25 protein-coding genes are annotated in these 25,490 nt (G+C 30.9%); 8 read left to right on the top strand and 17 right to left on the bottom strand.

Annotation, left to right across the window (positions count from 1 at the left end; translation table 11 throughout):
* Positions 1–6: 6 nt before the first annotated feature.
* From feoB to L8U41_RS00700, 7 genes are all read right to left on the bottom strand, one after another.
* The gene (feoB, locus tag L8U41_RS00730) at positions 7–2,031 is read right to left on the bottom strand and encodes a ferrous iron transport protein B (protein ID WP_263727540.1); all 2,025 of its coding nucleotides are present in this window, start codon (positions 2,029–2,031) and stop codon (positions 7–9) included.
* Positions 2,031–2,258: a FeoA family protein gene (locus tag L8U41_RS00725; RefSeq protein WP_039625344.1), complete on the bottom strand. Its 228-nt coding sequence runs from the start codon at positions 2,256–2,258 to the stop codon at positions 2,031–2,033. Before L8U41_RS00725 ends, feoB begins: the two co-directional genes overlap by 1 nt.
* A gap of 92 nt (positions 2,259–2,350) precedes the next feature.
* Positions 2,351–3,691 carry an MmgE/PrpD family protein gene (locus L8U41_RS00720; protein ID WP_263727539.1) on the bottom strand — a complete coding sequence of 447 codons (1,341 nt, stop codon included), beginning with the start codon at positions 3,689–3,691 and terminating at the stop codon, positions 2,351–2,353.
* A gap of 6 nt (positions 3,692–3,697) precedes the next feature.
* The gene (gene purB / locus L8U41_RS00715; protein WP_263727538.1) at positions 3,698–5,062 is read right to left on the bottom strand and encodes an adenylosuccinate lyase; all 1,365 of its coding nucleotides are present in this window, start codon (positions 5,060–5,062) and stop codon (positions 3,698–3,700) included.
* Positions 5,063–5,065: 3 nt separating this feature from the next.
* A complete protein-coding gene (gene metC / locus L8U41_RS00710; protein ID WP_263682646.1) occupies positions 5,066–6,235 on the bottom strand; it encodes a cystathionine beta-lyase in 1,170 nt (389 codons plus the stop codon).
* A gap of 13 nt (positions 6,236–6,248) precedes the next feature.
* Positions 6,249–7,688, bottom strand: a complete 1,440-nt coding sequence (gene dcuC, locus L8U41_RS00705) for a C4-dicarboxylate transporter DcuC (RefSeq protein WP_263727537.1) — start codon at positions 7,686–7,688, stop codon at positions 6,249–6,251.
* 3 nt (positions 7,689–7,691) lie between these two features.
* The gene (locus L8U41_RS00700) at positions 7,692–8,054 is read right to left on the bottom strand and encodes a Rid family detoxifying hydrolase (protein WP_012661024.1); all 363 of its coding nucleotides are present in this window, start codon (positions 8,052–8,054) and stop codon (positions 7,692–7,694) included.
* 167 nt (positions 8,055–8,221) lie between these two features.
* On the opposite strand from L8U41_RS00700, the gene L8U41_RS00695 reads away from it, so the two are divergent.
* Positions 8,222–8,896, top strand: coding sequence for a YheO-like PAS sensor domain-containing protein (locus L8U41_RS00695; protein WP_039617503.1), 675 nt, complete (start codon positions 8,222–8,224; stop codon positions 8,894–8,896).
* A 1-nt stretch (position 8,897) separates the two neighbouring features.
* On the opposite strand, the gene L8U41_RS00690 is transcribed toward L8U41_RS00695, so the two are convergent.
* Genes L8U41_RS00690 through L8U41_RS00675 form a run of 4 tightly spaced genes read right to left on the bottom strand, consistent with a single transcriptional unit; the run spans position 8,898 to position 13,640 of the window.
* Entirely contained in the window at positions 8,898–10,229 is a 1,332-nt protein-coding gene (locus L8U41_RS00690; protein WP_263727536.1) for an anaerobic C4-dicarboxylate transporter family protein, read from the bottom strand.
* Entirely contained in the window at positions 10,229–11,632 is a 1,404-nt protein-coding gene (gene argH / locus L8U41_RS00685) for an argininosuccinate lyase (protein ID WP_263706527.1), read from the bottom strand. The genes L8U41_RS00690 and argH overlap by 1 nt, the downstream gene beginning before the upstream one ends.
* A gap of 60 nt (positions 11,633–11,692) precedes the next feature.
* Positions 11,693–12,163: an ankyrin repeat domain-containing protein gene (locus tag L8U41_RS00680; RefSeq protein WP_263727535.1), complete on the bottom strand. Its 471-nt coding sequence runs from the start codon at positions 12,161–12,163 to the stop codon at positions 11,693–11,695.
* A gap of 52 nt (positions 12,164–12,215) precedes the next feature.
* Entirely contained in the window at positions 12,216–13,640 is a 1,425-nt protein-coding gene (locus L8U41_RS00675) for a catalase (RefSeq protein ID WP_263727534.1), read from the bottom strand.
* 243 nt (positions 13,641–13,883) lie between these two features.
* On the opposite strand from L8U41_RS00675, the gene L8U41_RS00670 reads away from it, so the two are divergent.
* The 3 genes from L8U41_RS00670 to acpS all read left to right on the top strand — a co-directional run bounded on the left by L8U41_RS00670 (position 13,884) and on the right by acpS (position 15,488).
* On the top strand, positions 13,884–14,522 hold the full coding sequence (locus tag L8U41_RS00670; RefSeq protein ID WP_257403836.1) for a transcriptional regulator: 639 nt from the start codon (positions 13,884–13,886) through the stop codon (positions 14,520–14,522).
* Between the two features lie 64 nt (positions 14,523–14,586).
* Positions 14,587–15,132, top strand: coding sequence for a flagellar basal body-associated protein FliL (fliL, locus tag L8U41_RS00665; RefSeq protein WP_412175014.1), 546 nt, complete (start codon positions 14,587–14,589; stop codon positions 15,130–15,132).
* Entirely contained in the window at positions 15,132–15,488 is a 357-nt protein-coding gene (gene acpS / locus L8U41_RS00660; RefSeq protein WP_263727533.1) for a holo-ACP synthase, read from the top strand. The genes fliL and acpS overlap by 1 nt, the downstream gene beginning before the upstream one ends.
* 10 nt (positions 15,489–15,498) lie before the next feature.
* Here the strand turns inward: acpS and fabG are convergent, their stop codons facing one another.
* Positions 15,499–16,242 carry a 3-oxoacyl-ACP reductase FabG gene (fabG, locus tag L8U41_RS00655; protein WP_263678455.1) on the bottom strand — a complete coding sequence of 248 codons (744 nt, stop codon included), beginning with the start codon at positions 16,240–16,242 and terminating at the stop codon, positions 15,499–15,501.
* A gap of 14 nt (positions 16,243–16,256) precedes the next feature.
* Complete coding sequence (gene gpmI / locus L8U41_RS00650; protein ID WP_263727532.1) at positions 16,257–17,735, bottom strand: 2,3-bisphosphoglycerate-independent phosphoglycerate mutase; 1,479 nt, start codon at positions 17,733–17,735, stop codon at positions 16,257–16,259.
* Positions 17,736–17,813: 78 nt separating this feature from the next.
* Here gpmI and mraY point away from each other — a divergent pair, with 78 nt between their 5' ends.
* A complete protein-coding gene (gene mraY, locus L8U41_RS00645; protein ID WP_133319598.1) occupies positions 17,814–18,872 on the top strand; it encodes a phospho-N-acetylmuramoyl-pentapeptide-transferase in 1,059 nt (352 codons plus the stop codon).
* Complete coding sequence (murD, locus tag L8U41_RS00640; RefSeq protein WP_263727531.1) at positions 18,872–20,071, top strand: UDP-N-acetylmuramoyl-L-alanine--D-glutamate ligase; 1,200 nt, start codon at positions 18,872–18,874, stop codon at positions 20,069–20,071. Before mraY ends, murD begins: the two co-directional genes overlap by 1 nt.
* Here murD and L8U41_RS00635 read toward each other — a convergent pair.
* Positions 20,063–20,926 (bottom strand): LysR family transcriptional regulator, encoded by an 864-nt coding sequence (locus L8U41_RS00635; RefSeq protein WP_263727530.1) that lies wholly within the window; start codon positions 20,924–20,926, stop codon positions 20,063–20,065. The genes murD and L8U41_RS00635 overlap by 9 nt on opposite strands.
* Before the next feature lie 107 nt (positions 20,927–21,033).
* On the opposite strand from L8U41_RS00635, the gene L8U41_RS00630 reads away from it, so the two are divergent.
* A complete protein-coding gene (locus tag L8U41_RS00630; protein ID WP_263727529.1) occupies positions 21,034–22,071 on the top strand; it encodes a YeiH family protein in 1,038 nt (345 codons plus the stop codon).
* A 126-nt stretch (positions 22,072–22,197) separates the two neighbouring features.
* The gene (locus tag L8U41_RS00625; protein WP_263727528.1) at positions 22,198–22,800 is read left to right on the top strand and encodes a BspA family leucine-rich repeat surface protein; all 603 of its coding nucleotides are present in this window, start codon (positions 22,198–22,200) and stop codon (positions 22,798–22,800) included.
* A gap of 12 nt (positions 22,801–22,812) precedes the next feature.
* Here L8U41_RS00625 and L8U41_RS00620 read toward each other — a convergent pair whose 3' ends face one another.
* From L8U41_RS00620 to prfB, 3 genes are read right to left on the bottom strand one after another with little or no spacing between them, the layout of a single operon-like run.
* On the bottom strand, positions 22,813–23,502 hold the full coding sequence (locus L8U41_RS00620; RefSeq protein ID WP_263727527.1) for an ion channel: 690 nt from the start codon (positions 23,500–23,502) through the stop codon (positions 22,813–22,815).
* Positions 23,502–24,338, bottom strand: coding sequence for a universal stress protein (locus L8U41_RS00615; protein ID WP_263663611.1), 837 nt, complete (start codon positions 24,336–24,338; stop codon positions 23,502–23,504). The genes L8U41_RS00620 and L8U41_RS00615 overlap by 1 nt, the downstream gene beginning before the upstream one ends.
* A 19-nt stretch (positions 24,339–24,357) precedes the next feature.
* The gene (gene prfB / locus L8U41_RS00610; protein ID WP_039617474.1) at positions 24,358–25,458 is read right to left on the bottom strand and encodes a peptide chain release factor 2; all 1,101 of its coding nucleotides are present in this window, start codon (positions 25,456–25,458) and stop codon (positions 24,358–24,360) included.
* Positions 25,459–25,490: the final 32 nt, after the last annotated feature.

The raw sequence follows: 25,490 nt of genomic DNA, 5'->3' as shown, positions 1-25,490 counted from the left end.
AGATGATTAAATTATCAATTTAGCAATATTAATCCCTACAAAAGCAACCAAATACGCACATAAAGATGTAAATATAAAAAGATACCATGCATATTTTTTATTTCCCGCTTCTTTAGCAAAAACTATAGTTGCTGCAAAACAAGGATTATAAATCATAACAAAAAGTATAAAAGCTACTGCTGTATTAAAAGGGATGTTTTCTTTTATGGCTTCTTGTAAATTTAAACTTGTCTCATCAACTTCATCACCTAAAGAATAAAGCACACCCATAGTAGAAATCATCACTTCTTTAGCAGCTAAACCACTTACCAAAGATACACTAAGTTTCCAATCAAAGCCAAGTGGTGCAAAAATAGGCTCTATTGCTTTACCAAATTGTCCAAGATAACTATTTTCTATCTGAAGCTCTTGAGTTAAAGCATTTTGAGTATTATTTTCTTGTGCAGGAAAATTACTCGCAAACCAAATAAGCAAAGAAGCTATCAAAATAAATGTTCCTGCTTTTTTTAAATACATTTTGGCTTTGTTAAACACCATAAACCATACTAAATTCCAATTTGGCATTCTATATTTTGGCATTTCCATTACAAAAGGTTCATCTTGTCCTTTAAAAGCACTCATTCTTAAAATCTTAGCTGCAATCAAACCTAAAAACGCACCTAGAAGATAAATCCCAAAAAGATAATTTCCCGCCACATCAGCAGGAAAAAACACTCCAACAAAAAGCACATATACAGGAAGCCTTGCACCACAACTCATAAAATTAATAATAAAAAGAGTTAATAGCCTATCTTTTTTATTTTTTAAAGTTCTTGTAGCCATAAATGCAGGTACTGAGCAACCAAAACCCGTGATTAAAGGGATGAAACTTTTACCATGTAAGCCAAATTTGTATAAAATTCCATCTAATAAAAATGCAACCCTAGCCATATATCCAGTTGTTTCAAGCAAGGCTATACCAAAAAATAAAATCATAATATTTGGTAAAAAAGTTATAACCGCACCAACCCCACCTAAAACACCATCAGCTAAGGCTGAAGCGATGAATTCATTGCTAATATTATTTTTTACCATATCACCTAAATTAGCAAAAAACATTTCTATATAATCCATAGGGATTTGACCTAAAGTAAAGGTTAGTTGAAATAAAGCCCACATAAAAAACAAAAATATAGGAATTCCTAAAAATTTATTAATTAAAATAGAATCTATTTCTTTGGTATGATTTTTATACTTAACACCCTTACTTAAAACCTTAGCACATATACCATTTGCAAAAGCAATTAGCTCTTCTTTAAAAATACTTTCTATATCTTTGCTATGATATGCCATATAAATTTTTTCTAAAGCCTCATCAAGTATTTTTCTCAAAGCGTGTGAAATGACTATATTAGCTTCATTTTTAAGTAAAGCAAGTGCTAAATCTTTTGTAGAAAAATCTAAATAAGTAATTTCATTTTGATTTAAAAATTCACTTATTTTGGCAAGTTCTTCTTCTATGATATCACTATAAACACGCTCTTTAGCTTCAAATTTAGCTTCATGGGTTGAAATGATTAAATCCAAAAGTGCATTTAGATTTTCTTTAGTTTTAGCACACACGCCAAGGCAAGGTGTATTTAGAAGTTGGGATAAAATTTTAAAATCTATACTAAAACCTTCATTTTTAGCTTCATCTTGCATATTTAAAGCCATAATCATTTTGATTTTAGCTTCTATTAAAGATGCACTCAAAATCAAATTACGCTCTAAATTTGTAGAATCAAGTACATTTACTACAAGATCAAATTTACCCTTTTTTAAAAAATCTTTTGTAATTTTTTCTTCTTCACTATAACCATCTAATGCATAAGTTCCTGGTAAATCTATAAATTTAAACTCATAATTTTTATAAACTAATCTAGCCTCAGCCTTTTCAACCGTAACACCACTAAAATTGCCAACTTTCATATTAGCTTTGCAAAGTGCGTTAATCAATAAACTTTTACCGACATTTGGCTGACCCACTAAAGCAACAATGATTTCTTTCATTAAAACTCTTTTGAAATTTGTATTATTTTTGCTTCACTTGAGCGTAAAATCACGCAAGTTGTATCAAGCTCTACCATAATAGTAGAATTTGCTATAGAAGAGCGAATTTTTTTAACTTTTTTGTTTTTTGCAAAACCAAAACTAAATAGTCTTGCTTGGAGTTGTTTATCTGCTTCAAAGCCTACTATAATAGCTTCTTCATTATCTTTTAATGTATCTAAAGTCATGTTTTTCCTTACAAAAACTAAGATAAAACATTATATAAAAAATTAAATTATTTCTTTTTTAAAATAATAAGCAATCTCAAAAAATGAGATTGCTAGAAATCAAAATCATTTAGATTTTCTAAATTTTGAAGCTTTTTGACTAATTCCTCAGCCTTTTCTAAAGAAAGTGCTATGCTAGCATTAGAAAGAAATTTATCTTTTAATTCATCAAAACTTAAAGGATTATCAAAATTTCCTTTATTAATCAGTACATCTTTTTTAATTACTCTTCCATCATTTAAAACAGCTTCTAAATGTCCTGGAAAGTATTTAGGGAAACCACTAGATTTTTTCTTTTCATAGCTAATTTTTTTAGCAAATTCTATTAGTTCAGCTCTATTTAAATTTTCATAAGATTTTAAAGTGATCTTACCGTCAAAAAATGCCAAAGCCATTAAAAAAGGCATGGAAAATTTAGCAGCATAAGCACTTTGTGGAGTATATTTTGCTTCTATTGGATCACAGATAAATGAAATTGGCACCTCATCTACAAAACAATGCAAACTTTTGATATCTTGTGCTTTTAAGCCATCATTTCTTAAACTCATAGCACAATCAATAAGCCCATGTGCAAAATGACAACTTGGATAAGGTTTTAGTGAAACTTGCATTACTTGCCAAATTTCATTCAAGCCCTTGCAAAGTTCATTTTTATCACACTCATCTTCTAAGCCAAAAGTTCTAAAGATATTATCCCTTCCTTCAAATATACTCAAAGGACCGCTCATATTAGCTTTTGCGCAATTTGCTACTAAAATTCCATTTTTCAAAGCATTAGCTATGTGTAAAACTTTAGAATTAGAACCATTAGATAAAAACTCATTTACCCCACTTGCAAAACTTCCTGCTAAACCTAGTGCATTGATGATTTGTTCTTTGTTTAAATCAAGTAAAACGCAACTTGCAGCTACACTACCAAAAATTCCTGCTATAGCTGTAGTGTGAAAGCCGCGTTTATGGAAACTTCCTTTGCTTGCTATACCCACTCTAGCAGCAATTTCCCAACCAACTATAAAAGCTTTTAAAACTTTTTTTCCATCTTTACTTACGCTAAATCCATAAGTTAAACAAAGCGGAGTTAAAATAGCACTAGCGTGCAAAATAGCTTCAGTATGAGTATCATCAAAATCAAGAGCATGCGCTGCAATAGCATTTACCATCGCAGCATAAATTACATCAAGCTTTTTATCTTCACTCCAAATTTTTTCACTAGGATTTACGCTTAAAGCTTCAAAAGCCTTAGTCGCATTTAAAACACAAGCTTCATTTTTAGCAGCTAGGGCTGTTCCTAGTGCATCAAGCATAAGCTCTTTTGCTCTTTGCTTTACTTCACTAGGGATAGCTTCATAGTCTAAATTTACGATAAATTCGGCTAGTTTTTCACTTAAATACATTTTTTCCTACTTTAGAATTGGTGCATTAGCGATTTTTTCTAAGAACTCATCAACTAATTTTGGTGCATAACCTACATAAGTTGTAGCATCCATTAAAACATCAATATCTTTTTCACTTAAAACCTTACTCACACGCTCATCTTCAAGTAAAACTTCTTTGAAAGTTTTATGATTTTCTATACCTCTCATAGCATTTTCATAAACAATTTCATGTGCATGTTGCTTACCATAATGATCACTCAAAGCAAACATCACGCGCTCTGCTAATACAAAGCCATTAAGCGTATCAAGATTTTTTAACATTTTGTCTTTTTTAACTTCTAAATCATCAAAGACAAATTTCATATTTGCTAATACCACTGAAAGCATTAAAAACGCTTCTGGCAAAAGCTTCCATTCCATTTTCCAAACTTGGCCATCTCTTTCATGCTCATGTCTTTCTATATCGCTTAAAATTGCAATATTAGCTCTTAGGGCATTACTTACAGTCACTGCATTTTCACTTACTGCAGGATTTCTTTTATGAGGCATAGTAGAACTTCCTACTTGACCTTTTCCAAAAGGCTCAGCAATTTCATCAATTTCATTATGAGCTAAGATTAAAAGTTGATGCGCGATTTTGTTAAAGGTTGCATTGATATTACCTAAAACATAACCAAGTTCAATGAAACGATCTCTTGCTGGTTGCCATGAGATATCAGGAACTTCTAAACCTAAACTTTCTAAAGTAAGTTTTTCTACTTCATTAGCCTTGTCACTTAAACTTGCTTTAGTTCCCACTGCACCTACGATTAATCCTACATATAATCTTTTTTCAAGTTCGATAATTCTTTCATAGTGGCGATTAAGCTCACTTAGCCAAATTGCAACTTTGTGTCCAAAAGTTATAGGTAAAGCTTGTAAAGCTAAGGTTCTTCCCATCATCGCAGTATTTTTATGCTCTTTTGCGATTTTTGCTAAATTTTTAGCTATATCTTTTAAATCTTGCTTGATTAAAGTCATAGCTTCTTTAAATTGTAAAACTATACCTGTATCAATGATATCTTGCGTTGTTACACCAAAATGTACATATTCGCCAAGACCATTTTCGCAAGCTTTTTCCAAACCACGCACAGTAGGTACTAAAGGGTGTTTGGTTTTTTTAAACTCAGCAAAAATAAAATCCATATCCATAAATTTATAATGCGCTTTTTTAGCTATTTCTACAGCTGCTTCATTAGGGATAATGCCAAGTTTTGCTTGAGCTTTTGCTAGGGCAGCTTCTACATCAAGCCATTTTTGAATTCTATTTTCTTCACTAAAAATAGCTCTCATTGCAGGGGTGCTCCAAGAATCTTGAAGCAACCTCATATCAAATACACTCACACCCATGTTTTATCCTTTAAAATTTATTTTTTCAAATGCTTGTTTTAAATCAGCAATCAAATCCTTACTATCTTCAAGACCTATATGAAATCTCACAAAAGGCCCTCTAGCACTCCAATCTGTTGCGGTTCTTGGTGGAGTAGTAACAGTAGCTAAACTCTCATATCCACCCCAGCTTGCACCAATTGAAAAATACTCTAAATTATCTACAAACTCGATAGCTTGTTCTTTAGAAATGCCATCTGCAAATTCAATCGTTACCATACCATTAGCACCTTTATGATCGCGCATAAAAACTTCGTGGTTTGGATGAGTTTTTAATTTTGGATAAAAAATTGTTTTAACTTCTTTTCTACTTTGTAAAAACTCTACTACCTCATCTGCGCTTTTTTCATGTGCTTTCATTCTTACATCTAAAGTTCTCATACCACGAAGTACTAAATAAGCATCATCAGGACTTGTAGTAAATCCTAAAGCTTCTGGTAATTTGTCAAAATTTTTCCATTCTTTTTCATTAATTACTACTATACCCATAGTAACATCTGAATGCCCACTTAAGTACTTAGTCGCTGCAATTACTGAAATATCCACTCCAAGCTCAAGTGGATTTAAAAAATACCCACTTGAATAAGTATTATCAATCGCTACTGGTATGTTATGTTTATGCGCAATTTCACAAAGTTTTGGCAAATCTATGATTTCATAAAGTATAGAACCTGGGCTTTCACAAAGGATTAATTTTGTGTTTGGTTTGATTTTTTCTTCTACATCAGAAGCATCAGCTTTTAAAAAGTCAATTTCTACACCCATTTTAGTTAAAAATAAATCACAAATTGTTCTAACAGGTCCATAAATAGCATCAGTGATTAAAAAATGAGCATCTTTGCTAGCATAATTTAAAAGCACCATAGCTAATGCTGCAAGTCCTGTTGGGAAAAGTTGTGCTCTATGGCCTCCTTCAAGCGCACAAATTAGTTTTTCAAGTTCAAAATTAGTTGCTGTTCCTCTAGCGCCATAACTTAAAACACGATCTGTTTTTCTTAACTCGCGGTATTTTTGCCAAGTTGCATGATCTTTAAAAAGTATAGTTGATGCACGCATTAGGGTTGGATTAACTGATCTTACTTCGGCATTTTGATCGCCTCTTCCTAGATGGATTAATTTAGTTTTGTTGTTCATTTTATACTCCTTTTTATAGATAAATATAAGTCATAATCACATTAACAATAGCAGCTACAAGCATAGGTATAGCCGTTCTTTTTACAACTTGTAATGGATTTACTTTAGCCATAGCTGAAATTGCCAAAATAGCAGGTGCGATAGGCGAAACACATCTACCAAAACCTGTCATGATTTGAATAGGTGCTATCATAGCTATGGTTTCAACGCCAAAAGATTTTGCTATATTTGGGATAAGTGGCGCAAAAGAGAAAAATGCTGCATTTCCTGAACCCATTAAAAATGCACATACAGCAAGCAAAATAGAAACTGCTATAATAATAGCAAGCACTCCAAAACCTGCATCTTTTGCAAAACCTATTAAAGTATCCACAAAGCCAACTGATAAAAGTCCGCTTGCAAAAACTTGACCACAAACGATCAAAGAAACTGTGATTACAAACAAATGCCCCATACCTTTGAAAAATACCATGATAGAATTTAAAGTATCAATAAAACTTCTATAACGAATGATTTCAAAAATAATCGCTATAAAGGTTGAAATCATCATAGCAACTGGTACATTCATTCTAATAGCAGTAGATGAAGCTGCTTTAACCTCTTCCATAGTGGTAAGCCCCATTAGCACCATAATGCTATCTAATACACTACTAAAGCCCAAAATCAATACTAAAGGTATAATAGGTAAAATCGCATAAATTCTAGGTGGCTTTTTAAGCTCTTCACTTTTGCCATCATGTTCTGCTAATTCTTTTTCAACATCATCACGGTTAAATGTGAAATTTTCTTTTTTATCAAAATATTTTGAACAAAAATAAATCGCAATACCTACTGCTATGATAATAGGCACAGTTGTAGGAAGCTGATAATGTACAAAATACACTGCTGGATCAATTTCAGCTGTTTTTGCAGCCAAAATCACATTACCACTACCTGGGCCATGGTCAATATATTGACAAATAGCAATAATTGAAAGTGCAGAAAGTTTAGAAACACCTGAACGAACTAAAATAGGATACATTGTAACCATAAGTAAAAGTGCTAAACCTGCATGTGAAGGTATAAAAAGCACTAAAAACTGGATTACAAAATATGAAACTAGCAATAAAATATAAGGTGATTTTACTGCCTTTAAAGGTCTTTCAAATACTTTAAATAAAGCATAACTTGCACCCACATGATCCATATAAGCAGAAAATCCTGCTATACACATTAAAGTAAGTCCAAGCCCTGCTAGAGTACTTGACATTTTGGTATTTACTACTTGGAAAATATCAAAAAGACCTAAATGTAAAGATTGCTTTTCACTAATAATAGGAGAAAGTCCAAAAATTCCTGCTAAAGTTAGCAAGAATAAACCACTTAAAAGCAACGCCATATGGGCGTTGATTTTTTTATAGAGCATAAATACAAGTAAAAATACAGAACATCCTGCAAAAAATAAACCCAACATGCTCTATCCTTTATGAGCAATAACCTCTATCTCCACTTTAGCACCCTTAGGAAGATCTTTTACCGCAAAAGCACTTCTTGCAGGATATGGAGCTGCGAAAAATTCAGAATAAACCTCATTGAAAGCCACAAAATCATCAATGTTTGCTAAAAAACAAGTCGTTTTAACTACATTATTAAAATAAAGATTATTTTCTTCTAATATAGCCTTAATATTTAACAATGATTGTCTTGTTTGTTCTTTCACATCTTCACTTTCTATATTTCCGCTTTCTGGATTAATAGGAAGTTGCCCTGAAATAAATAACAAACCATTAGCTTCTCTATAAGCTGAATATGGTCCTATAGCCTTTGGATAATTTGCCATGTATACTCCTTGTGTTTAAATGAAATCATAATATAATATTATCATCATAATAATAAATTGTCAATATTTTTTTATCATAATAATAATTTTTTTTATTGTTATAATTATTAACAACTTTGATGAAAATATTATGTAAAATAACAAAAAACAACAAAAAGGTCTAGATCATGGATGAGCAACAAAAAGAATTATTTATCAAACTCACTCAATTTTTAGGACAGGTGCTTGGGGATCAATATGAAATAGTTTTTCATGTGATTGCACCTGAGGGTTCATATATTGCAGCCATTGCAAATAACCACATTAGTGGAAGAACCATTAATTCTCCATTAACTTCTTTTGCAAGTGAGCTTGTACAAGAAAAAGAGTATTTAAATAAAGATTTTTTATGTGATTATAAAGCAAAGGTTGGAAAGTCTAAGATTGTTACTGGATCAACTTTTTTCATTAAAAATCAAAATAAAATCGTGGGAATTTTATGTATAAATCACGATACCACAGAGCTTAGAAATGCTATTAGTAAAATCATAGAACTTGAAAAAATCAATGATTTTAGTGATTTGTTAGATATTCATAATCAAAACAATGTAAATTTGCATAATGTGAGTAATATAGAAACACTTAGTCATTCTATAGAAGATATTTTAGCTGAAAACATAGACTTAAAATATTTAAATTCAGGATATAGCTTAAGCACTGAGCAAAAAGATGAAATTATTAAAAAGCTTCATTCAAAAGGAATTTTTAACATTAAAGGAAGCATACCTATAGTTGCTAAATCGCTTAATATATCAGAACCTAGTGTTTATAGATATTTACAAAAACTTAAAAACAATCTCTAAGCTAAAATACAAGCTTAGAGATAAAATAACCTGCAATAGTCGCACTAATAATCAAAACAAAACCTGGTCTTAAATAAGAGTGATTGATCACAAATTTACCTATTTTTGTTGTGCCTGTTCTATCAAAAGCCACACATGCTATTTGATTAGCTCCTGGGACTATAAAATCTCCGCTCACACAAGGATAAAGCACAATAAGAATTTGAGGAGGAATTCCCAAGCTCACACCCAAAGGCATCAAAGCAGCCACTGTTGCTGAAGGAGAAAAAATCACCATAGAAAAGGCAAATAAAGCCACCCCGAATAAATACGGATAATCCTCTACAATATGCGATAAAGAATCACTAAATAAAGGCTTATAAGCTTCAAAAAATGTTCCTGTCATCCAAGCTATACCAAAAACCCCTACAACTCCTATAAGTCCTGATCTAAATACCGAAGCTTCACCAAGTTTATTAGCAGGAACTTTAGCAAAAAGCATAATCAAACAAGCCGTTGCAAGCATGATCATTTGGATTAAATTTGGAGTAGAAAGTCTTTCTATTTTACCATTTGCAAGCTCATAATGAGGCAATAAATTCGTAAAAGTTCCAAAGAAAATAATAGTTAAAATCCCTAAAGCAAAAATATACAAAGACTTTCTAGCCATAGGATCATGTTCGCTGTCTTTATTTTGCAAATCTTCGCTTAAGAAATGATATTCTCCTGCTCTTACTCTTTTTTGAAATTCCTCATCTTGCTCAAGCTCTTTTCCTCTTTTTAAAACACTCAAACAAGCAAGAAACACACCTATAAAAAAGGCTGGTAAACTTACTATTAGAATTTGCACTATTGTTGTACCACTAAAAGCTAAAACAGCCACCATAGCAGCAGTAGCTGCACTCATAGGTGAAGCTATAACGCCAATACCTGCTGCTACAACTGAAACCGAAAGCGCTCTTTCGGGACGAATTTTAGCATCGGCTGCCACTTCAGCAATCACTGGATAAATAGAAAAAGCTACATAAGTAGTACCGCAAAAAATCGTAAAAGCAGAGCTAATCAAAGGTCCCATAAAAACAATAGCTTGAGGTTTTTTCTTTAGAATTTTCTCTGCTATTTTTACTAGTAAATCAAGCCCACCTGCGCTTTGCAAAACACTCACACAAGTAATCACAGCAAGTATAATAAACACAACACTCACAGGAAGTGAAGCTGGTTGCATACCAAAGACCAAAACCAAAATACACATACCAAGCCCACCTGCAACCCCAAGTCCTATACCACCATATCTACCACCTATGGCTATCATAGAAAAAATGATGAAAAATTCTAATAAAAAAATAACATCCATTAATCTTGTACCTTATATTGCTCCAAAAGCTCTTTTGCATGTTTAATTTGCTCTAATACTACTTTAGTTCCTGTACCACCATAAGATACTCTTGCGTCTATACAAGTTTCTAAAGCAATTGCCTCATAAATATCTTCTTGGATATTTTCATTAAATTGATGAAATTCCTCCATGCTAAGTTCTTCAAGCATTTTTCCATGTTTAATACAATAATTCACAGCCCCGCCAACTATACTATGAGCTTCTCTAAATGGTATATTTTTTCTTACTAAATAATCAGCCATATCTGTGGCATTTGAAAAGCCTTTTGCAGCTGCTGCTCTTGTATTATTAGCATTTACTTGCATTTTTTCTATCATAGGAGTTATGATTTTCAAACTTGCCATTAAAGTATCCATAGAATCATAAACTTGAGCCTTATCTTCACTCATGTCAGTATTATAAGCTAGTGGAATACCTTTCATAATAGTTAGCATTGCCATAACATTGCCATACATTCTACCTGTCTTACCACGCATTTTTTCAGCTACATCAGGATTTTTCTTTTGAGGCATTATGCTTGAGCCTGTGCAAAAATCATCACTTAATTCTATAAATTTAAAATCTTGACTTGAAAAAAGTATAAGCTCTTCACAAAAACGACTAAGGTGCATAAAGCACATTGCAGCCACAGAAGTAAATTCAACCATATGATCTCTATCACTAACGCTATCAATGCTATTTTCTGTTGGTTTTGCAAAACCTAGTTCTTTGGCGCAAAAATGTCTGTCTATATTAAATGTGGTTCCACCAAGCGCAGCTGCTCCTAAAGGACACTCATCCATTCTTTTATATAAATCTTCAAAACGAGAATAATCCCTACTTAACATCCAAAAATACGCCATGATCCAATGTGAAAAAAGCACCGGTTGACCGGTTTGTAAATGTGTATAACCTGGCATAATAGCTTTGATATTTTTTTGAGCTTGATTGATGATTTCTTCTTGCAAAGCAATAATTTGATTTAAAATTTCTTTTATAACGGCTCTCATATGCATTTTTGAATCAAGCGTAGTTTGGTCATTTCTACTTCTTGCAGTGTGAAGCTTTCCACCTACTGGGCCTACAATTTGTGTCATTCTTTTTTCTACAGCCATATGAATATCCTCATCAGCTATATCAAAAACAAAGGTTCCATTTTGAATTTCTTCTCTAACTTGTTCTAAACCCTTGATGATAGTTTTTGCTTCATCTTCTTTTATAATACCTTGTTTTGCAAGCATAGTACAATGAATTATACTTCCTTGTATATCAAAAGGAGCAAGTCTTGGCTCAACTAATAATGAAGCGGTGTATTCTTCAACTAATTTATTTGTAGGTAAATCAAAACGTCCACCCCATAATTTCTCTGCTTTTTGTGACATATTTATCCTTCTATTTACAAATAAAAGGATAATTTTATAATTTTTATTTTTTCAAAGAGTTTAACTTTTCTTTCTTTTAAAAATTTTTAACATACCAAAAGCTATTTTTTTAAGAAAGCTTTTTTTAGAATGCTTTGTTAAAAACTCTACTATATCTCTATGTCCAAACATTAGTGCAAAAGTAAAAGGTGTCATACCAAGACCGTTGTTTTCATCAATATTTGCCCCATATTCTACCAAAAGCTTACACATAGGCAAATATCCTTTAAAACACACCCCTGCTAATGGAGTTTGTCTTCTGTCATTTTTCTCATCTACCCTAGCATTATTTTCTAGTAAAAACTTAGCGCATTCATAAGCATTATGATAACTTGCAAGCATTAAAAGACTATCGCCTTTGTGATTTTTTAAATTCACACTCAAACCTGCTTCTATCATAATCTTTAAATTTTGCAAATCATTTTTTCTTGCATAATCAAAAGCCATAGTACAAAGTTCTTGAATTCTTTTTTCTTCTTCGTTGCTAAACATTTTTTTCCTTTTATAATCTTTAGTTTGCCACTTTTAAAGTGGCAAGTAAAAATTACATTTTCAAAGCTTTTTTAACACCATTTGCATATTCACTTGAAATTTTTTCAAAATGACTTAATGCTCTAGCAATAATTTTTTCATCAACCCCACTCATAGAAGCTGCTATATTTTTAAACAACTGCTCTTTTTGATCTTGGTTCATTATATCAAACAAGGCTCTTGGTTGAGTATAAAAATCATCATCAAGTGGAGCATATCTTTGCGCACTACCTTCAAGTGCTAAGTCAGGCTCAAGATAGCTTTTATCTTCTTTTGGACTATCATCATAACTATTTGGCTCATAGTAAGCTGCGCCATTTTTATAAGTGTCAAAATTCATAGCTCCTGCTACATTATAAGTATTTACTTCACTTTTTGCACGATTAACTGGCAATAAATGATAATTTGTTCCTATGCGATATCTGTGTGCATCAGGATAAGAAAAGATTCTAGCTTGCAACATTTTATCAGGACTAAAACCAATACCAGGAACGATATTGCTTGGACTAAATGCAGCTTGTTCTACTTCATTAAAGTAATTTTGCACATTTTTATTAAGTACTAATTCACCTACTTCTATTAAAGGCACAATGCTATGTGGCCAAACTTTAGTTAAATCAAAAGGATTAAAACCTAATTTTTCTGCTTCATCTTCTTTTAAAACTTGAATTTGGAAAGTCCATTTTGGAAAATCTCCTTTTTCTATAGCTTCATATAAATCTCTTTGATGACTTTCTCTATCATTTGCTATTAAATTTGCCGCTTCCTCATTAGTTAAATTTTTAATACCTTGCTTGGTTTTAAAATGAAATTTCACCCAAAATCTTTCATTTTTATCATTAATTAAACTATAAGTGTGACTTCCAAAACCATGCATATGACGATAACTTGCAGGAATTCCCCTATCGCTCATTAAAATAGTAACTTGGTGTAAGCTTTCAGGACAAAGGCTCCAAAAATCCCATGCAGCATTATTGCTTCTTAGATGAGTTCTTGGATCTCTTTTTTGAGTATGGATAAAATCAGGAAATTTATACGCATCTCTTATAAAAAATGTCGGAGTATTATTACCTACTAAATCCCAATTTCCTTCTTTGGTATAAAATTTAATCGCAAAACCCCTTACATCTCTTTCAGCATCAGCTGCACCTGCTTCACCTGCAACGGTTGAAAATCTTATAAATAAAGGTGTATTTTTTCCAAGCTGTAAAACTTTTGCTTTAGTATATTGAGAAATATCTTTAGTAATTTTAAGTTCTCCATAAGCACCACTTCCTTTTGCATGTACTGTTCTTTCTGGAATTCTTTCTCTATTTTGATGAGCAAGTTTTTCAAGCAAAATATAATCTTGCATTAAAAGTGGACCTTTAGCACCCGCACTTAGTGAATTTTGATTATCAGCTATGATATTTCCAAAATCATTTGTTAGTTTTTTCATTGTGTCTCCTTTTTAAATAATAATTTTTATTATTTGATAAATTATATTCCTATATTATTAAAATAAAATTAAACGATAAAAATTATCATTATTTAAAAAATGATTATAAAATTCTTATTTTTAAAAAAATAATCTTTTTTTAAGCATAAATATTTTTATTTTGTAATAAAATTGTTAAAAAATAAGAATAAGCATTCTTATTTTAAATATTTTTACTACAAAATTAATAAAAAAGGAGAGCTTATGGATAAAGAAACAAGAACTTACTATATTAAATTAGTTAAATTTCTTGCAGAAGCCTTGGGTAGAAATTATGAAATAGTCTTGCACGATGTAAGCGAAGATGGAGCCAATATAGCAGAAATTGCTAATAACCATATTAGCAAAAGAACTATAAACTCACCTCTAACTGGTTTTGCCATTGAAATGATTAAAAATAAAATCTATTTAGAGCGTGATTATATAACACATTATAAAACTTCAGCTAAAAGCTCACAAGCAATGTCAGGCTCTACTTTTTTTATTAAAAAAGATGAAAAACTCGAAGGTTTGCTTTGTATTAATCATGATACCTCAGCGTTTAAAAAAATCTCTGATGAAATTTTAAATCTTGGAAATATTTATGATAATGCTTATGAAAACCCTGAGCAAGAAAATAAAGAATATATTAAACTTGATTTAGAAGAAATTGTCGAAGATATTTCGGGTATGGATATAGAAAGTTTTAAAAATAAAAGCTTAAAACCAAAAGAAAAGCAAAAAATGATAGCTAGTTTATATGAAAAAGGTGTGTTTAATGTAAAAGGTGTTATTCCTAAGGTTGCTGAACTTTTAGGTATTTCTGAACCTAGTGTTTATAGACATTTACAAAAGATTAAATAATCATAATTTAAAAAAATTGTAATTTTTGATACAATAACACTTTAAATTTAATAAAAGGAAAAATATGGCTGATGATATGATGGATGAACAAGGCGAATCAAAGAAAAAAGGTGGCAATACTTTAGTAATTATTATCGTTGTATTTTTATTTGTATTTTTACTTGTAATCGTAGGAGCGATTGCTTATTTAATGTTTAGCGGTGGTTCTGAAGAAAATCCTGCTCCACAAGCTGAAGAAAGCGTACAAGTTGCACAAGCTCCTAAAAAAACAAATGCAGTAGCAGCTAGAGGGAGTGATTATGCAAATATTGGCGTGATGTATCCTTTAGCACCTTTTACACTAAATTTATTAAGCGATGGTGGATCAAGATATGTAAAATGCACCATTCAACTTGAACAAAATGTTGAAACCCTAACCCCTGAACTTGATAAAAAAGTTGCTATTATTAGAGATATTATCATTAGAACTTTAACTTCAAAAACCTTTGAAGAAGTAAGCACCACAAAGGGTAAAGAAAGATTAAAAGATGAATTAACTGGTAAAATCAATGAGGTTTTAACCGATGGTTTTATCAAAAATATTTATTTTACTGACTTTGTAGTATCTTAATGATAGGCTGTGACATAGTCGTATGCTCTCGCATAGAAAAAATTTATGAAAGACATAAAACGCTTTTCTTGGATAAATTTTTATCCAAGCAAGAGCAAAGTTATATAAAAAATACCAACACTCTAGCCGGATTTTGGGCTATTAAAGAAGCTACTTCTAAGGCTTTGGGGGTTGGAATTTCTAAAGAATGTTCTTTTTTTGACATCATCATCTCTAAAGATGACAAAAATGCCCCACACATTAGTTTTTCTCAAAAAGTCATACAAGAATTTAAAATCAAATCAGCAAGTGTAAGCGTAGCACATGATGGGGGTTTTGCTATAGCAGTAGTGGCTATAGAAACTAAGCAAGGTTAAAACCTTGCTTTTACATATAAAGCCCACCGTTGACTTTTAAAATTTCTCCTGTGATATAAGAAGAATGATCGCTTAATAAAAACGCCACAGCTTGAGCTACCTCGCTTGCATCTGCAAAACGCTTTAAAGGGATATTGTTAATATAATTTTGTTTTATTTCATCACTTAAAACTTCAGTCATATCACTTTTTATAAAACCTGGGGTAATACAGTTATATCTTATATTTCTTGCTGCACCTTCTTTAGCAAAAGATTTTGTTAGTGCTATCATACCGCCTTTACTAGCACTATAATTAGTTTGACCTGCATTTCCCATTTCTCCAACTATAGAAGCGATATTTACAACTGCACCAAAACGCTTTTTACTCATAGTTTTTAATGCCTCTCTACAACCTAAAAAGCTTGAATTTAAATTAGCATTAATCACTGAAGAAAAATCATCCATGCTCATTCTAAGCGCTAGTTTATCATTAGTAATACCTGCATTATTAACTAAGTAACTAAGCTCACCATCACTTTCTACTATAGTTGCAATAGCACTAATAAATTCTTCTTCAACACTTGCATCAAATTTAATCACAGCTGCAGTGCCACCACTTTTTTCTATCTCTTCTTTTAACGCATCAGCAAGTTCAGGTTTACTTCTATAATTAATCCAAACTTTTAAACCATGACTTGCTAATTCTTTAGCTATTGCTGCACCTATACCTTTACTTGCACCTGTTATTAAAACATTTTTTCCACTAAATTTCATTGTTCTCCTTTAAATTAAAATAAAGCCTCATCCATTTCTTTTGGGATAGGTAAGTTTAAAATTTTAAGCACGCTTGGTGCTATATTACTAAGCCCCATGCCTTCTTTAAGCTTTTCTACTCCTTTAGCTTCCACAAAAGCAAAAACATCAAAGGTTGTGTGGTTAGTGAGCATATTTTCATTTTCATCCCTCATTGCTTCACAATTTCCGTGATCTGAAGTAATAATAAAAGCATAATCATGCTCTCTTGCTTTAGCAATAACCCTACCCAAACACTCATCCACACATTCAACCGCACTAATCGCAGCTTCAAAATCACCCGTATGTCCTACCATATCACCATTTGCAAAATTTACTACGATAAAATCCATACCATTTTCTATACCCTTAATCACTTCATCTGCGACTTCTTTAGCGCTCATTTGAGGTTTTTCATCGTATGTTTTTACCTTAGGACTTGGGATTAAAACTCTTGTTTCATTACACTCTAATTCTTCTTTTCCCCCATTAAAGAAAAAGGTTACATGAGCGTATTTTTCTGTCTCAGCTGTGTGAAGTTGGCTTAAATTTGCATTAGCTATCACAGAAGCTAAGGTATTATTTAATTCTTCTTTTTCAAACATCACAGGCAGTTTAAAACTCTCATCATACAAACTCATAGTAATAGCATTTTTTACAAGTACTTCTTTTGGAAATTCATTAAAACTTTCTTGGGTTAAAGAAGCAACTAATTGACGCATTCTATCATTTCTAAAATTGATAAAAATCACACCATCTTCAGCCTTAATTCCATCAAAGTTTTGACTAATAACTGGGCTTAAAAACTCATCTGTAATGTTTTCATCATAGCTTTTTTGTATAAATTGTGCAAAATCATCACACTTTGGCGCCTTAGCAAATAAAGCATCATAATAAGACTTAACCCTATCATAGCGCTTATCTCTATCCATAGCATAAAATCTTCCTGATAAAGAAGCAAAATTAATCCCTTCTTTTTCGCAAAATTCCTGTAAAGATTTTATAAATTCTAAACCTGAATTTGGAGGACAATCCCTACCATCACTAATTGCATGCGCAAAGACTTCTTTATTTTCTTGCTTACAAATTTTTAAAAGCGCATTAAAATGTGTATGCATAGAATGCACCCCACCATCACTATAAAGCCCTATAATATGTACTCTTTTACATTTTTGTAATAATTCTTTTAAAGCCTTATTATCTTTTAAAGTGTCATTTTCTATGGCTTTATTTATCTTGACTAAATTTTGATAGATAATGCGTCCGCTACCTATACACATATGCCCTACTTCGCTATTACCCATTTGACCTTCAGGTAAGCCAACTGCCAAGCCACTTGTTTTTATCAAAACATTAGGGGTATTTTCAAAAAGCTTATCATAAGTTGGCTTTTTAGCATGAAAAAAAGCATTATAGTTTGAATTTGTATTATGTCCTATACCATCTGTGATTATCAAAATACATTTTTGACTCATTTTTTACTCTTTTTTATAATTTATTTATGTGATTTTACTAAAATTATGCTTTTAAAAAACAAATACAAGGTTAAAATTTTGCTTTATCTTACAGAATATACAAATTATATGTTTTTTTCTTATATTAGCGTGCGTGCTGGTTTTGCATTTTTTATCGCTTTGTTTTTGAGTTTGTATTTAATGCCAAAATTTATCAAATGGGCTCAAAATAAAAAAGCAAATCAACCTATTTATGAATACGCTCCACAATCACACCAAGCTAAATCTCACACTCCTACTATGGGTGGGCTTGTTTTTATCTTTGCTACTATCATAGCAAGTGTTTTAAGTGCTGATTTAAATAATAGTTTTGTAATTGTTGGATTATTATGTTTGGTATTATTTTGCACTATAGGTTTAGTGGATGATTTAGGGAAAATTTTAAAAAAAGATAATCACGCAGGACTAAGCCCAAAAATGAAACTTCTAGGACAATTTAGCGCTGCTTTTATTTGTGTTGGATTATTATATTTATTTGATATAAATACTGAATTTTATTTACCTTTTTATAAACATGCTATTTTTGATGGTGGTATGTTTATGTTGTTTTTATGGATTTTAGTTATTGTATCAAGCTCTAATGCTGTGAATTTAACCGATGGACTTGATGGGCTTGCAACTGTGCCTTCTATATTTTCTCTTTTAAGCCTTGGTGCTTTTTTGTATTTAAGCGGAAATGCTATTTATAGTTCTTATTTATTTTTACCTAAAATTCAAGGCCTAGGAGAACTTGTGGTAATAAGCGCGGCTTTAGTTGGTGCGCTTATGGGGTTTTTGTGGTATAACTGCTATCCTGCACAAGTTTTTATGGGAGATAGTGGGAGTTTAAGCATAGGGGCATTTTTAGGCTATCTTGGTATAGTAAGTAAAAATGAAATTTTGCTTTTGCTTATAGGTTTTGTATTTGTTTTAGAAACTATTTCAGTGATTTTACAAGTAGGAAGTTTTAAAATCTTTAATAAAAGAGTATTTAAAATGGCACCTATTCATCATCATTTTGAAAAAATAGGCTGGGTGGAAAATAAAATCATCGTGCGTTTTTGGATGATAGCCTTACTTGCAAATATCATTGCATTAATTAGTATAAAGTTAAGATAATGAAAATTTCACTTTTTGGATACGGAAAAACAACCAAAGCTTTTGCGCAGCGTTTTGGAAATTGCGATATTTATGATGATCGTTTTACAAGTATAAGTAAAGATGAATTTGGCAATACGCTTTTACCACCTTGTAAATTTGATCCTTTAAAAAGTGACTTAGAAATTCCAAGCCCTGGCTTTCCAAGTGATCATCTTCTCATACAGCAAGCAAGAAATTTAAGTAGCGAGTATGATTTTTTTTACGATGGCATGCCAAAAAGTGTTTGGATAAGCGGAACAAATGGCAAAACCACTACCACTCAAATGACACATCATCTTTTAAAACACATTAACGCACAAATGGGAGCAAATATAGGAACTCCTTTAGCACAAATGGACGCTAATGCTAAATTATGGATTTTAGAAAGCTCATCTTTTTCACTTTTTTACACCAAAGTAGCTAAACCTGAAATTTATGCACTTTTACCTATCACACCTGATCATCTTTCTTGGCATAAAAGTTTTGAAAATTATGAGCAAGCAAAGCTTAGCGTGCTTGAAAGAATGAATGAAAATGATGTGGTAATTTTACCTAAAAAGTATGAGACTTATCCAACTCATGCTTATGTTGTAAGCTATGAAGATGAGCAAGATTTAGCTAAAAAAATGCAAATTGACTTAGAAAAAATTCATTTTAAAACCCCATTTTTACTTGATGCACTTATTGCCTTAAGTATAGAAAAAATCATACTAGATCGTTGTTCTTATGAGCTTTTAAACGAGTTTAAAATAGAAAAAAATAAACTTGAAGAAATATTTGATCATAAAAATAGACTTTGGGTAAATGATACTAAAGCGACTAATCTGGATGCAAGTTTAGCTGCTCTTAAACGCTATAAGGATAAAAAAATTCATCTTATCATAGGTGGGGATGATAAGGGAGTGGATTTAAGTGCTTTATTTGCTTTTATGAAAGAGCTTAATATAGAGCTTTATGCCATAGGAAAAAGCACTAATAAAATGCTTGAATATGCTAAAAATACTAATTTAAAAGCACATTTTTGCGAGTTTTTACCTAAAGCAGTAGAAAAAATCAATCAAAACTTAACTAATGATGAAGTAGCCCTGCTAAGCCCTGCTTGTGCGAGCTTAGATCAGTTTAAATCCTATGAAGAAAGAGGGGAGCTTTTTAAAAAATGCATTCAAGAGCTAAACTAAATCTTTTTGAATGCAAAGTTTTAAAAACTCACATAAATTTATAAATTTCTTGCTTGGCTCTTTATTTTTATGATAAATCAAGCAAAGCTCTCTTGAAATTTTAAAATTTTTTAATCTTACTTCAAATAAACTTTTAGCTTCAAGCTCTTCTTTAACACTAAATTTAGGTAAAACTGCTAAAAAATCACCTTTTTTAACCAACTCTTTTATCATAGCAGTTGAGTTTAATTCATAAATTAAATTAAGCTTTACATCTTTAGGTAAAGCATTTAAAAACACTTCTTTTGCACCTGAACCTTGCTCACGACTTAGCCATTTAAAATCCTTTAATTCATCTATGAAAAATTCTTTTTTTAAGTCATTTTTACTCACCACAATAAGCTCATCATCACAAATTTTAATCTTTTTTATATCCTTATCTTTGCAAATCCCTTCAATCAAACCTATATCTATTTCTTTATCTAAAATATCTTTGATGATATTTTGACTATTATCCAAAGACAAATTTAATTTGATATTTTCTGCCTTTTGATCTAAAAAAGTTCCTAGTAAATAAGTACCTACATTTTGACTAGCTTTCATACTTATTTCATAGCTTTGATCATCTTGCATTGCTTTTTCTATGCGTTCAAATTCTAAAATCAAAGGAGTGATTTGTTTTAAAAAAACTTTTCCTTTTTCATTTAAACTTAAAAATTTAGCATTTCTATCAAAAAGCTTGGTGTTTAAACTTTTTTCAAGTTCAAATATAGCTAAAGACAAAGCAGATTGAGTTATATTTAATTCTTTAGCACAAGCTCTTAAATTTAAATTTCTACACAAGGCTTGAAAATATTTTATTTGTTTAAAAGTCATAAGCACTCTTTTGATAAATATTTTTAATCATTATATCAAATAAAATTAATTTTACTTATCATAAAAAAATCATTAAGATTACAAAAAACAAAAAAAAGGAAAAATTCATGCATAAAAATATATATAAAAATAGAAAATTTGAAGCTTTTTTACTGCTTTTTACTCTTGCTTTTTGTGCTTTTGCTATTTCTGAGCTTAATTTTTTTAAAAATCTTGGAATTTCAGCTTTAATCATAGCCGTAATCTTGGGAGCTTTAATAGGAAATTTAGCACATCAAAATGCAAATTTACTCAAAAAATCAGGAGTTTTAGGCATAGCAACAAAAGAAATTTTAAGACTTGGAATTATACTTTATGGTTTTAGAATTACTTTTAATGATTTAGAAAAAGTTGGATTAAATGGGATTTTATTAGCATTTTTAGTGGTGTTTTCTACCTTTTTTATAGGGCTTTTGTTAGGAAAATTATTCAAACTTGATCTTAAAGAAAGCATACTTATAAGTAGTGGCTCAAGCATTTGTGGAGCAGCTGCTGTGATGGCTAGTGAAAGCATTGTTAAAGGTGGCTCTGCTAAAGTTGGCGTGGCAGTTTGCACTGTGGTTGTGTTTGGAACTTTGGGGATGTTTTTATATCCTTTGGCTTGGAATTTAGGTTGGTTTGATTTTTTTAATTTAAAGCAAATGGGGTATTTCATGGGAGCAAGCTTGCATGAAGTTGCACATGCTGTTGCAGCAGGTGAAGCTGTGCAAGCAGGAGATGGTGCTGTCATAGAAAAAATGATGCGTGTTTTAATGCTAGTGCCTTTTTTAATTTTCTTAAGTCTTTTTTCATTGAAATTTCTAAGCAAAAATAATGAAAAAATTTCCATTAAAGCAAATATTCCTTATTTTGCTTTGTGGTTTTTATTTGCTTGTGGTATTAGCTCACTTGAAATATTAAATACAGATTTTGCGCTTAATTATATAAAACCAAGCATACAAACTATAGATACACTTTTGCTTTCTATGGCCATGGTAGCTTTGGGAGTAAATATCCATAAAAATGTTTTAAAAAATGCAGGTTTTAAACCATTTTTAATGGCATTGTTGCTTTTTATATGGTTAATCTTTATATCAATTAGCTTAATTTTCCTATTAAATTTATAATATGTTTCATAATGAAACATATTATAGTATTTTATACTTTTTTGTTAATTTAATATTTATTTTTTCTACTTTATATTTAAATAATATTATAATTATATTGTAATAAACATCCAAAAAGGAGCTAACATGTTTACGCCTAAAACTAAATGTGAATTAGTTGCTCTTGTTAGAGAAGAGCTTATTGCCTTAGATGAAATCGATGTAAGCTTAATTGCGGATATGTCTTATTTATTCTACTATTCTACTAGGACTAACTTTGATGGTATAGAAAAATGGGATGTGTCAAATGTTAAAGATATGTCTTATATGTTTTATTGCTGCAAAAGCTTTAATCATGATATTTCTAAATGGAATGTTAAAAATGTTGAAAACATGGAAGGAATGTTTTTTGATTGTGAATCTTTTGATCAAGACTTATCTTCTTGGAATATGTCAAATGTAAAAGATACTAAATATATGTTTTGCAATTGTCTTAAATTTAACCATAAAGTAGAAAATTGGGATGTGCATAATGCCATTACAATGGCACATATGTTTGAAAATTGCAAACAATTTGATCAAGATTTATCAAGATGGGATGTACATAATGCTAAAACAATGGCATTTTTATTGCACAATTGTACTAATTTTCACTATGATGTTAAAAAATTAGATATTGATAAAAATTGCAATATCCAAAAAATACTAGGACATGAAGAAATACAAAATAAATATGCTATAAAACATTAATCACAAGGTAAGCTATTGCTTACCTACTTGATTAATCCAAAGTCCCATAGCAATCACAACAATAACTTGCCCTAAAAATCCTTGAAATACGCTAAATAATCTTAGCAAAGAACTAACCGGTGTTACATCACCAAAGCCTATCGTTAGCATAGTAACTCCGCTAAAATAATAACAATCAACCAAACCTTTTATTCTATTTTGAATTTGAGGTTTTAACTCATCATTTAAAGACCAAAAATTATGAATTCCTCTTATAGGCGTTTGAAACTGCACTTCTATAACTTTTTCTTGCAAATCCGCAATATCTAAATTTTCATTTTTTTGAGTAGCAATTAACATTCTATTATAATTATCTACATCACAAGAAAAATAATACAAATTCCCATACGCAAACCATATCAAAACATATGCATATAAAATAATAAAAAATTTTTCTTTAATATTAATCTTTCCACTAAAAGCAGCCCAAATACTAATAAGCAAAAAAACCATCAATGCTACAGCCACCATAATAGGAATAATATTTAAAATTAAAAATAAAATTTCAGAAGTAATTTTACCTGTTGCATAAATAGCAAGTTCATCAAATAAAAAACTACAAAACAAAGGCACCATAGCAAGCAAAGTCCAAACAAAGAGAAATTGTTTGGTGCTTTTGTGATAAATGCTAATATAATGATTTAAAAGTCTATGGTACAACATTAGCGAATCAGTAATAAAGGTTTTTTAGCCTTAGTTAAAATATCATTTGTCAAACTACCAAATAAAATACTTTTTAACCAGTGATGTGAATAAGCTCCCATAATCAATAAATCTATATCATTTTGCTCACCAAAATCAAATAAAGCTTGAGTAATCTCTCCATTTAAATGCTGAGTTTGCACATTTAAATTTGCTTCTTTAAAAATTTGACTTACTTGAGTTAATAACTCATAAGAAGCTTTTTCATCTTTAGATACATTTACTACATAACGTTTTGCTTCTTTAAAAATAGGTCTTTTAATGGCTTGTTCTATAGCCTTTTTAGCTAAATTACTCCCATCATAAGCCATCATCACACTTTTAATCTCTTTAAAAGCAGAATTTACAAGCAAAATAGGCACATTTAAAGCTCTTACTAATTCTTCTGTATGAATGCCTATTTTATTTTTCTTACCACCACCTTTTAAACCTGCTATGGCTAATCTTATTTGATCATTATATTCTTTTAAAACTTCTTCTAAGTCTCCATCTCTTTGCACACTAAAGCATTCTTTTACGCCTTGTTCTTTTGCATAAGTGCAAAATTCTTCTAAAATTCTTTGCCCTTTTTTGCAAAGATTTTCATTTTTTTGGCTTTGCTCTTCTACTAAATCTTCAATCACACACCCGCTAGCACCTATACCAAAACTACAAGCTAATTCAGCATTAGTAAAATTTGGTTCTATGGTATATAAAAACATTAAAGGTAAATCTAGCTTTTTAGCTAAATACACTCCATAATGCAAACTTTCCCTACAAGGCTCTAAAACATCCACACAAACTAGAATTTTTTCCATTCAATATCCTTTTGTAGTATTAATCTTGTGCTTTTTGCGCTATTAAAACACCTTCTATGATTTTTTTAATATCCCCATCTAAGATATTATCAACCTGCGAAAAAGCTTCATTTGAGCGTGTGTCTTTGACTTGTTGATAAGGAAAAAGCACATAAGAGCGGATTTGATGCCCCCAACCTATCTCACTTTTTTCGCTTGAATTTGCTTCATCTTGTTGTTTCATAAGCTCAAGCTCATAAAGGCGTGATTTTAACATTTTAAAAGCAGTTGCTTTGTTTTTGTGTTGGCTTCTATCGTTTTGACATTGCACTACTATACCACTTGGCATATGAGTTATACGCACTGCTGATTCAGTTTTATTAACATGCTGTCCACCTGCTCCGCTTGCTCTATAATAATCAATCCTTATATCTTTTTCTTCAATTTCTATTTCTATATCATCATCAAGTTCAGGAGAAACCATCACACTAGAAAAACTCGTATGACGACGCCCCGCACTATCAAATGGAGAAGTTCTTACTAAACGATGAATGCCATTTTCAGCTTTTAAATACCCATAAGCATTTTCACCTTTTACTAAAAAGCTAACATCTTTAAGTCCTGCTTCTTCGCCTTCTTGAAAGTCAAGTGTTTCCACTTTAAAACCTTCTCTTTCGCAAAATCTCAAATACATCCTATAAAGCATACTAGCCCAGTCATTACTCTCCGTTCCGCCCGCTCCTGGGTGAATGGAAACTATAGCATTTTTACCATCATTTTCTCCACTTAAAAGCATAGAAATTTCAAGATTTACAATAAGATCTTCTAGCTTGTTTGCATCTTCAAATAAAGCTTCTATAGTATCTAAGTCATTTTCACTATTAGCAAGATCAAAAAGCTCACTTGCATCATTTAAAGCATTATTTGCATTTTCATAATTTTTAAGTAAATTTGAAATTTTAGTTTTTTCTTTACCTATCACTCCTGCTTGTTTTACATCACTCCAAAAAGAAGGAGAATTTTCTAAATTTTCTATTTCTTTTAATCTTGCTTTTATCTCTTCAGGCTTGATGATAGAAGCGATATTTCCAACTTTATTTTTTAATTTTTTTAAAAGTTCGCTGTATTCGTAATTATCCATAAAAATTTTCTTTCTAATTTTGATATAATTTA

It is taken from the genome of Campylobacter sp. RKI_CA19_01116, from assembly GCF_025771405.1.
In the GTDB taxonomy this organism is placed as follows: domain Bacteria; phylum Campylobacterota; class Campylobacteria; order Campylobacterales; family Campylobacteraceae; genus Campylobacter_D.
The sequence above is the reverse complement of the archived record's forward strand: the minus strand, read 5'-3'. Positions and strand labels throughout refer to the sequence as shown.